Raw genomic sequence first — 9,260 nt, 5'->3', positions numbered from 1 at the left:
CAAAAAGGCAGTGCTCCACACGGTCCTCACGCAAAAAATAGGAGTGGCGTTCTCAGGTGGAGTCGACAGTACGCTGGTTGCAAAGGTCTGCTCCGATTTGGGGTATGATGTCACGCTGCTTACGATCGGCTTTGCAGGCTCGCACGACATCCTGTTCTCGAGGGAGGTAAACGCAATTCTGAAACTGCCCCACCACATCCTGGAGATAGACCCGGACGAGTTTGGAGCAATTTCAAAGAAAATCCGCGATACCATATCGACTGACAATCTGTCATGGAACGAAAACTGCATTGCGTTTTACCACGTTGCAAAACTGGCGCGCAGTCTTGGACTGGATACCGTAGTGACTGCAAACGGGATTGACGAGCTGTTCTGCGGGTACAACGGGTACCGCGATGCGTTCAAGGAAGGCGAATCAAAAATAATGGAACTCATGAATTCGAAGCTTGAAAACGAGCTAAAGATGATGAAGGCAGCAAACCTGGTATCATCCGAGTTTTCAGTGGAGATACTGCAGCCCCTCCTGTCGGAAAATTTCATAAATTACGCAAAAATCGTGCCTGTTTCAGAAAAGATACTGGACTCTGATGACTTGCAGCGAAAGCACATCATTAGAAAACTTGCATCACAAGTAGGGGTTCCGGAAATTTCGGCAAGCAAGAGAAAAAAAGCCTTACAGTACGGCTCTCTGATTCACAAAGCCCTGATAAAGTCTAGATGAATTTCTTGCAGGCTTTCTGCACCAAACTGTTCACGTTTGCAATTATCTCTGGTGATGCTCCAAGGTGGCTCTCTGGTGAAAATATTTTCTCGATTTCCTCCTCGGATAATTTTGATGATATGGCCTGGTCATTTTTTACGGCATCGACATAGTCCATCCCCTGGTCATGTGCAGAAAACGCCACTCGCTGCACGTCCCTGTATGCGACAAACCTTGGCACTCCCTTTTTGATAAGTGCTTCCAGCACAAACTCTGCAAAAATCTGCCCGTTTGTCACCTGTAGGTTGCTAGTTATCTTTTCAACGTTGATCTTCAGATTGTCAATTATCCTGATCATTGTTTCAAGCATCTCGTCAAGCAAAATGGAACACATTGGGATGGTGAATCGCTCGTTTGCGGAATTTGACAAGTCACGCTCGTGCCACAGCGGGATGTTTTCAAACGCGGTGCTCATCTGGCTTCGCAGCAGCTTTGACAGCGATGATATGCGCTCGCTCTTGATCGGGTTTCGCTTTACCGGAACCGCACTGCTTCCCATCTGACCTGCCTTAAAGTGCTCTGCCACCTCGCCGATTTCAGTCCTCTGCAAATTTCGAATCTCGATTGCGATTTTTTCTAATGTAGAGCCCAAAAGCGCAAGATGGAAAATGTATTCTGCGTACCTCTCCCTTGGGATTACCTGCGTTGCAACCTCTGCCGGGTACAGCGCTAGTCTTTTTGCAACTCTTTTTTGAATCTCTACTGCCTTTGCGCCCATCAGGGAGCCTGTGCCGACCACTCCAAGTGTCTTGCAAATCAGTATTCTCTTTTTGACCTCCTCTAGTCTTTCTATGTGGGCTGCCATCTCCGCTGCCCAGTTTGCAAATTTCAGCCCAAACGATATGATGCTTGCATGCTGGCCGTGAGTCCTGCCGACTGCCGGAACGTCGCCGTACTGCGTGGCTTTTTTTGCCAGAATCAGTCCAAGGCGCGCGACCTTTGGCTCTATTATGGATAATACGTCTTTAATCTGAAGTGAGTTGCTTGTGTCTACCAAGTCGTTGCTGGTAAGGCCATAGTGCACCCACGGCCTTGCAGATACCTGGCATTTTTCGCTTAGCGCCTCAACCAGTGCCGCCGTGTCGTGGTCTGACTTTGCCTCGAGCTGCTTGATTCTTTTCGCAGTTATCTTGCCAGAGTTTGCAGTCCTGAAAATGTTCGCCCCTGCAGACTTGGGTATCATGCCTATCTCGCTTTGCGCAAGCGCAGTTGCGCCCTCTATCTGTAATTGGTAGTCAATCTTTTTTTGATCGTCAAACACTGCCAGCATTTCCTTTGTTCCGTACCTGCCGCTGTCTATTGGTAGTATTGGCACAATTTTATCCAAAACCGCATCGAAAATAAATCTACTTGCCGCATTTTATCAAAAAACCCTAAATTGACTCGATTCCTAAACCATTCCGTGATAGACCATTACGAGGAATCGGCAAACAACTTTTTGGAATTATCAAGCCACCAGAGGCTGCAAATAATATTCAAGCTTCTTGAGAGAAAGTCAAAGGTTGCAGTAATGGCAAAGGAGCTCGGTTCCACAAACCAGGAGGTCCATCGAAATTTCACAAGACTGGAAGACGGAGGGTTCATCACAAAGGACAAGGACGGGTTTTACTCGCTTACTACATACGGCATGACCATCTGCTCCCAGGTGCCGTCTATCGTGTTTCTCTCCCAGAATCGCAAGTACTTTGAGGATCACGACTTTGGCGACATTCCAACCAAGTTTATCATGAGGATAGGGCAGCTATCTGCAGGCAAGCACCTCAAGGGAATATCATACACTTTGGAACAGTGGAAGTCAATTTACAAAAACGCAAATCAGTACATCTACGAGACAGTGTCAGAGATTCCGCTGGACAAAATCGAGCCGCTAGTCCAGCGCGTCAAAAAGGGAACCAAGTACCATTACGTCCTGTCTGAATCTGCAGTAATTCCAAAGGGGAGAAAAAAACTGCTCAAGGAATTGGAGTTTGACGGGCTGATCGACGACGGGCTAGTCGAGCGAAAGATGGCAAAGACAGTCCAGGTGGTAGTAGTGCTAAACGAAAAGGAGGCATCTGTCGCATTTCCAAACATCGACGGGGAGTCAGACATCACGGAGCTTTTCTATTCTGATGATCCGATGTTTCACGAGTGGTGCCTTGACTACTTTAGGTACTGCTGGTACGGCTCTGATGTTTTTCACGAAAGCAAAATCAAAGAGTAAACTATTCCGTCAGAAAATCGCAGATCCAAAGAATCTGGAATCGCTTGGATTTCATGAGAGGCTTTATCTATTTGTACTAAATAAAATTCTCACTTGGTAAGCATTGGCGCAATATTTGCGCTAACGATATTGTTGTCATGTATGGTTGGATCTCTGCCGGCAAGCGATGCAGATCCGTATACCCTCGTACGATCTGGTGTGGTGAGTGCTGATATCACGTTTGACGCAAATTTGCCAAAAAGCGGTGCCCAATACGCCCTTGATCAGGATAGCTCCACAACGCAAACAACCCCTCCAACTGTAAAATATCTCTCATATCAAAACAAGCAGTACGGATTTTCAATAAAATACCCGTCAACTTGGGCAAAAATCGAACTGCTAAAGAAAGACGGCACTTTTTCAAACATGATAAACCTGGTGCGATTTGAAAATCCTTCCAAGGACGCGGCACTTGAGATAGAGTTGATACAAAACGACAAAGGAACCTCCCGAAAAATTTTAGATGAAACTGACAATCAAATCAAAAGCGAATTCAAGCCTGCATTCTGCTCGCAAGCGCCTGCCGGAGCCACTTGCCTGGTGGATGTTTTTGAAGATGTCTATACCAGTAAAAACGGCTACAAGGGACGCGTACTGGGAGTTGTAGCCCAGATGTCGTCTGCACAAGCTACAGCTCAGATTGCCCCTGTGGGCATAGCTGTGATTCCTGACGGCAATAACAGCTGGATGCTGCTGGCTAGCAATCTTTCCGTTGTAGACAATGAACAGAACTCGCTTGTCTTCTCCGACATGTCTGATTCGTTTTCAATTTTTAACTACAAGGGAGAACAAACATCGCCTGAATCCTCAGCACCATATGTCAAATCAAGCACAGGCGAACTGCAGATAAACTCGGACCAATTTACTTCTTCAAAGTACTCGCCAGCTGAAGTGATAGTGTCCGGAAAAATCATCCATTACCAAAAGGGAGTTCTTCTTACACTAAACATTGCAAAGCCGGACAAGGGAACCACACAACAAAACGCAGTGGTAACAAAGGACGGGAATTTCAGGTTTCCCCTAAAACTTGACAGCAGCTGGCCTTATGGGATTTATACAATATCTGCCACATATGGCTCAGAGAGCATTGGTTCTGTTTCGTTTCAAGTAAACGAGGGCAGCACAAAACCATCTGCTACTGCAAAAACCCAAGAGCCGCCGCTAAAACAAAAACAGTTCCAGCTTGATGTCAAGGCCAGCCAGAAAGACAATTTGGTGAGCCTTGTAATTAAAAATTCAAAGGATTCATCAGGCGATGTTTATGGCATTAAATTAACATCTGCAAACGGCAAGATAACAAATTTCATAAAAATAAACGACTGGACGCACAAGCGCCTTGGTCCTGACTCTGTCATGTATCAAACGACATCCTCGCCGCTGCATCCGTCTGACGCAATTCAAGCCAAATTAAAAGTTGATAGCAAGAATGCCGAAATCAAGTGGGAGGCATTTGCAAAAGATCAAAAAAGCCTTGGGACAGGAAAAGTGAAGACATGAGGCATACTTTTTCATTCCCGTTTTTCCTATTCATCCTGCTTTCCCCGTTCACTCTGACTGGAAATGCCTATGCGCTGACCCCTGTTGCCGATCTGACAGGGGAGTGGTCGGGGTTTGCACAGGTCTCATACGATGGTACCACCTGCGCAGTTTCAGGCAAAGTAAACGGCTTTTTTGAGCAAGATGGAAATGATCTGCATGGCGAGTTTTCCTTTGTTCCGACAAGTACGACAGATGACACCTGCTCGTATGAGCCGTGGGATCTGGTTGTAGATGGAACAATTGACGGGTCAAGAGTAACGCTTTTTGATCATAGCGGCATAAATTTTTCCGGCTGGTATGCAAGCTCTGGAATCAAGCTAGACTTTGCAGCTGACTGGGGTCATGGTACCACCCAGTTGTCTCCAACCGGCTTTTCGCCTCCAGCGTACCAGCAAGACGAGCCTGCTCCCCAGTGCAGGGCAGACCAGGAACTAGTAGGTGATCAGTGCCAGTGTCCTGCGGGAGAGGAGGAAACAAATGGAATCTGCCAAATGCCAGAAGAACCCGATGGCGATGGCGACACATTTCCGGACTCTGATGATGCATGCCCAAATGATCCTGAGGACTCGGTTGGAATAGAAGATGGCTGTCCTGAGGATGATCAGGCAGATGAGTTTGCCGAGGAAGACCCTGCCGAATCTGATGACCTCAACGATGTAGAAAACGAATCCGAGTCGCAAGATTGGGCCGAAGAAGACCCTGCCGAATCTGATGACCTCAACGATGTAGAAAACGAATCTGAGTCACAAGATTGGACTGAAACAGGGGAATCGTCTGTCGGCGAAGACATCAAACAAATTTTACAGGATCGTAAAATTGGAAACCTTCAGGTACATGAAGGGAGTGCAACCATAACAACAGATGATGGAACCATTGTGGACTCTAATGATCTAAAAATAGGCGACATGATACAGACTGGAGAAAACGCTGATACCAATGTAAAAATCGCACTTGAAAACGGTGCTGGAGTTATATCTATGCGGGAAAACACCAAGATTGATACTGCTGGAATAGTCATACAAGATGATTCTGATCTGAGCTTCCTTTTTGACACAGTTGACAAGCTAAAGCAGGACTCTGCTCAAAACACGGGCGTTGATCAGGATCTGAGCTTCCTTTTTGACACCGTAGATGATCTCAAACAAAAATCTAGGACAGAACAAGTCTATGAACAGATACGTCCAGTTTTAGAAAAAACAGGACTGAGTGATGAAAAAACATACTTGCTGGCTTCAAGCTTTTTCGCTGGAGGTCTGATTGGGTTGATTCCGTCAGGCGGAACATCAGCGGCCCTGATTGCGACAGGCTATCTTATGATTGTAGGTTCATTGTATTATGACTATGACACCCGTGTTTCCGAGGAAGAGCAGAATAACATAATTTTCACTCCTGATGCAGCACTGGTCCCACATGGAACGGAATTTACCGTCACCGTACAAGATGGAGCAACAAAACTGAATGTGTTGGAAGGCGAAGTATATGTCGTGCCTTATGATGCCATTGACTCGATAATGACAATAAGTGCCGGGGACTCTATCCTGGTATCTGCCGACAAAATTGAAAAGACAAAACTGGATGTCGCATCAACTGACAAATGGTGGGACACAACTGTCAAAGCAGAACCGCCGACCACAACACCTAAAAGCGGTGGATGCCTGATTGCCACTGCCGCATTTGGCTCTGAGCTAGCGCCGCAGGTTCAGCTGCTCAGGGAGATGAGAGATAACGTGCTTCTCAGTACAAATTCTGGAACAAGTTTCATGACTGGCTTTAATCAGTTCTATTACCTGTTTAGCCCCACAATTGCAGACTGGGAACGACAGAACCCTGCATTCAAAGAAATTGTAAAGATGACAATAACGCCAATGCTGTCAACTCTGTCAATCCTGAACTATGTAGACATCGATTCAGAACAAGATCTGTTGGCATATGGGATTGGAATCATGCTGCTAAACATTGGAATGTACTTTGTTTTGCCTGCACTTGTGATTCTAAAACTCAAAGATAGATCCAAAAAGAACCAAATCTAGTGCCCACTGACAATCCCTTCGGATTCAAATTCAACTGGCAAATTTCGCTTATCATTTAAATTGTCTTTGCAGTCGCCATACCAGTAATGTCGTCAATTACTCCAAAAAAAATTGGAAACATGCAGTATCGAATCGAAGCTGATTCCAGCAAGGGCATGAAGGTTCCAGTCACCATATACGCAGACGAGTCGCTAATGCAAAAAATGATGACAGACAGGACCATACTGCAGGCAACAAACGTCTCCACAATTCCGGGAATCTTGGGACACGCAGTCGTTCTGCCTGACGGGCACGAAGGATACGGATTTCCAGTCGGGGGAGTGGCCGCAATGGATGCAGAAGAGGGCATGATTAGTCCAGGTGGTGTCGGGTATGACATTAACTGCGGAGTAAGACTGCTTCGCACCAACCTGACAGAAAAAGACGTTAGGCCAAAGCTTAAAGAAATTGTAACTGATCTTTTTAATTCGATTCCATCAGGTGTCGGCTCCAAGGGGGCTGTCAAGCTAAACTATTCTGAACTAGACGAGGTGCTGGTGAGGGGCGTCAACTGGGCAATCGAGCACGGATACGGCACGACAAATGACGCAGACGTCTGCGAGGAAAACGGGCAGATAAGAAACGCCGACCCAAACAAGGTCTCTGACACTGCTCGAAAAAGGGGCGCACCACAATTAGGCAGCCTGGGCTCTGGCAATCACTTTTTAGAAGTTCAAAAGGTTGAAAAAATTTACGACGAGGAGGCAGCAAAGAGGATGGGCATACAGGAGGGAAACGTAACTGTCCTGATTCACTGCGGCTCTCGCGGATTTGGGCACCAGATATGCAGCGATTATCTTAGGGTATCAGAACAAGCACTGCAAAAATACGACATTCATCTGCCTGACAGGGAACTTGCATGCGTTCCAAACTCGTCTGAGGAAGGAGAATCATACCGAAAAGCAATGTTTGCAGCTTTGAACTTTGCGTGGAGCAACCGCCAGATGATCACCCACTGGACAAGAAAATCATTTGAGCGAGTGTTCAAGCAGTCCGAATCTGACCTTGACATGGGACTAGTCTATGACGTGGCGCACAACATTGCTAAAGTTGAAAAGCACAAAGTTGACGGACGCGAGAGATCAGTGGTGGTGCACAGAAAAGGAGCAACTAGGGCGTTTCCTGCAAACAGAGAAGAGATTCCACTAAAGTACCGTGACTTGGGACAGCCGGTTTTGATTCCAGGCTCCATGGGAACCGGAAGCTGGATCCTGCTGGGCAAGCCAAACTCGATGAGCCTAAGCTTTGGCTCTACTGCGCACGGCGCAGGCAGGATGATGTCGCGTTCCAAGGCAAGGCGCGACTTCACGGAGGACCAGGTCAAAAAATCACTCAGTGATAAAGGAATTTTCATCAAGTCATTAACAAGGGACGGGGTGGTAGAGGAGACTCCGGAGGCATACAAGGATGTGGACGCAGTGGTAAACGTATCGCACGAGCTTGGAATTGCAACAAAGGTAGCAAAGCTCATCCCCATCGGCGTGATAAAGGGATGAGCGACGAAGACCACGAGCTTGAAATGCTAAAGGCAAAGCGCCTGGCAGAAATGCAAAAAAACATCACGTCCCAGTCAAAGCCGCAGCCCGCAGCAGAGCAGAAAAAAACCGTGCCGTTCCGCGACACTTTGATTTCAAAACTTGGATACCGGGGGATGGAGGTGCTGCAAAATGCAGAGCGCCAGTTCCCAAATGAAACCAAGATGATAGTTGACAAGCTTGGGGAATTAATCCAGGCTGGCGAGATAAACGAGGAGCTTGACGGTGGAAAACTGCTTGCACTGTTTAGATCAGTTGGAATCAGCGTGAGGATGGCAACTAAGATCAGCGTAGAGCAGGACGGCAAGTTCGTCTCACTCTCTGACAAACTGACAACCAAAGATGATTCAAATGATTAACGCTGTCTACGAAATAAGCTCAATCAATTATCTTGATGACAAACTGATAATCAACAACGCGCTCTCCGAACTGGCAGCAAAGTGCGGGCTGCAAAACGAGTTTGATTTTGGACAGCCGACATCGCGATTTGGCTGGACATTTTTCAAGGTCTGGATAAAGCCAAACTTTCAGATGCAAATCGAGCAAAGACTTGCCGACATGATCAAAAAATCAAAAGGAAGCAAGCACGAAGAAAAATTTACAAATTTTCTAACTGACTATTTCCAATCAAAGGGATGTAAGGTTAAAGTAAAACTAGTTGAGGTCTAGACTCTTCTTCCTCTCTTTCCACCCTTCTTTCGTGTGGTGTCGTGAGGAATTGGTGTAACGTCGTCGATTCTTCCTATTCTAAATCCGCCTCTTGCCAAAGCTCTAATTGCTGCCTGTGCGCCCGGTCCTGGCACTCTGGAGCCTACTCCGCCGACTGCCCTGACTCGAATGTGAAACGCTGTGAATCCTTTGATCTTTGCTGCCTCTACTACTGCGTTAGATGACTTCATTGCGGCAAATGGGGATGACTCGTATCTGTCTGCGCTCACATGTCGTCCACCTGAGCTGATTGCGATGGTTTCTCCGCCTGTCAGATCTGTCATGTGTACTATGGTATTGTTGTAGCTGCTGTAGATGTGAGCAATACCCCACTTTTCGACCTTGTCTTCTGACATTGCTTATCGAAACATTGGGGGGTTTAAAATACGTTTTAGAGGGCTTCTGCG

9 protein-coding genes are annotated in these 9,260 nt (G+C 46.7%); 7 read left to right on the top strand and 2 right to left on the bottom strand.

The window, feature by feature from the left end:
• The first annotated feature begins 10 nt into the window (after positions 1 to 10).
• On the top strand, positions 11 to 721 hold the full coding sequence (locus NKMY2_RS10025; RefSeq protein ID WP_052347813.1) for an asparagine synthase C-terminal domain-containing protein: 711 nt from the start codon (positions 11 to 13) through the stop codon (positions 719 to 721).
• Here the strand turns inward: NKMY2_RS10025 and purB are convergent.
• Entirely contained in the window at positions 714 to 2,075 is a 1,362-nt protein-coding gene (gene purB, locus NKMY2_RS10020; protein WP_042687991.1) for an adenylosuccinate lyase, read from the bottom strand. The genes NKMY2_RS10025 and purB overlap by 8 nt on opposite strands.
• 87 nt (positions 2,076 to 2,162) lie before the next feature.
• On the opposite strand from purB, the gene NKMY2_RS10015 reads away from it, so the two are divergent.
• From NKMY2_RS10015 to NKMY2_RS09990, 6 genes are all read left to right on the top strand, one after another.
• Positions 2,163 to 2,963, top strand: a complete 801-nt coding sequence (locus NKMY2_RS10015) for a helix-turn-helix transcriptional regulator (protein WP_042687955.1) — start codon at positions 2,163 to 2,165, stop codon at positions 2,961 to 2,963.
• 93 nt (positions 2,964 to 3,056) lie between these two features.
• Positions 3,057 to 4,499, top strand: coding sequence for a PsbP-related protein (locus NKMY2_RS10010; protein WP_042687952.1), 1,443 nt, complete (start codon positions 3,057 to 3,059; stop codon positions 4,497 to 4,499).
• Positions 4,496 to 6,571 carry a CFI-box-CTERM domain-containing protein gene (locus NKMY2_RS11070; RefSeq protein WP_177316554.1) on the top strand — a complete coding sequence of 692 codons (2,076 nt, stop codon included), beginning with the start codon at positions 4,496 to 4,498 and terminating at the stop codon, positions 6,569 to 6,571. The genes NKMY2_RS10010 and NKMY2_RS11070 overlap by 4 nt, the downstream gene beginning before the upstream one ends.
• Before the next feature lie 86 nt (positions 6,572 to 6,657).
• Complete coding sequence (locus NKMY2_RS10000) at positions 6,658 to 8,106, top strand: RtcB family protein (protein ID WP_042687949.1); 1,449 nt, start codon at positions 6,658 to 6,660, stop codon at positions 8,104 to 8,106.
• Positions 8,103 to 8,504 (top strand): DNA-binding protein, encoded by a 402-nt coding sequence (locus NKMY2_RS09995; RefSeq protein WP_042687946.1) that lies wholly within the window; start codon positions 8,103 to 8,105, stop codon positions 8,502 to 8,504. The genes NKMY2_RS10000 and NKMY2_RS09995 overlap by 4 nt, the downstream gene beginning before the upstream one ends.
• A complete protein-coding gene (locus tag NKMY2_RS09990) occupies positions 8,497 to 8,814 on the top strand; it encodes a hypothetical protein (RefSeq protein ID WP_052347805.1) in 318 nt (105 codons plus the stop codon). The genes NKMY2_RS09995 and NKMY2_RS09990 overlap by 8 nt, the downstream gene beginning before the upstream one ends.
• Here the strand turns inward: NKMY2_RS09990 and NKMY2_RS09985 are convergent.
• Positions 8,811 to 9,209 carry a 30S ribosomal protein S11 gene (locus tag NKMY2_RS09985; protein ID WP_042687943.1) on the bottom strand — a complete coding sequence of 133 codons (399 nt, stop codon included), beginning with the start codon at positions 9,207 to 9,209 and terminating at the stop codon, positions 8,811 to 8,813. The two genes, NKMY2_RS09990 and NKMY2_RS09985, sit on opposite strands and share 4 nt — an antisense overlap.
• Between the last annotated feature and the right edge of the window lie 51 nt (positions 9,210 to 9,260).

The sequence above is a fragment of the Candidatus Nitrosotenuis chungbukensis genome (genome assembly GCF_000685395.1).
Taxonomy (GTDB): Archaea; Thermoproteota; Nitrososphaeria; order Nitrososphaerales; family Nitrosopumilaceae; genus Nitrosotenuis; species Nitrosotenuis chungbukensis.
Note: the sequence above shows the minus strand (reverse complement) of the source record. Positions and strands in the feature narration are given on the sequence as shown.

Excerpts from the sequence above, each read along its gene's own strand:
- NKMY2_RS09995 (WP_042687946.1), top strand. The coding sequence starts at position 8,103 with ATGAGCGACGAAGACCACGAGCTTGAAATGCTAAAGGCAAAGCGCCTG.
- NKMY2_RS09985 (WP_042687943.1), bottom strand. The coding sequence starts at position 9,209 with ATGTCAGAAGACAAGGTCGAAAAGTGGGGTATTGCTCACATCTACAGC.
- NKMY2_RS10000 (WP_042687949.1), top strand. The coding sequence starts at position 6,658 with ATGTCGTCAATTACTCCAAAAAAAATTGGAAACATGCAGTATCGAATC.
- NKMY2_RS11070 (WP_177316554.1), top strand. The coding sequence starts at position 4,496 with ATGAGGCATACTTTTTCATTCCCGTTTTTCCTATTCATCCTGCTTTCC.
- NKMY2_RS09990 (WP_052347805.1), top strand. The coding sequence starts at position 8,497 with ATGATTAACGCTGTCTACGAAATAAGCTCAATCAATTATCTTGATGAC.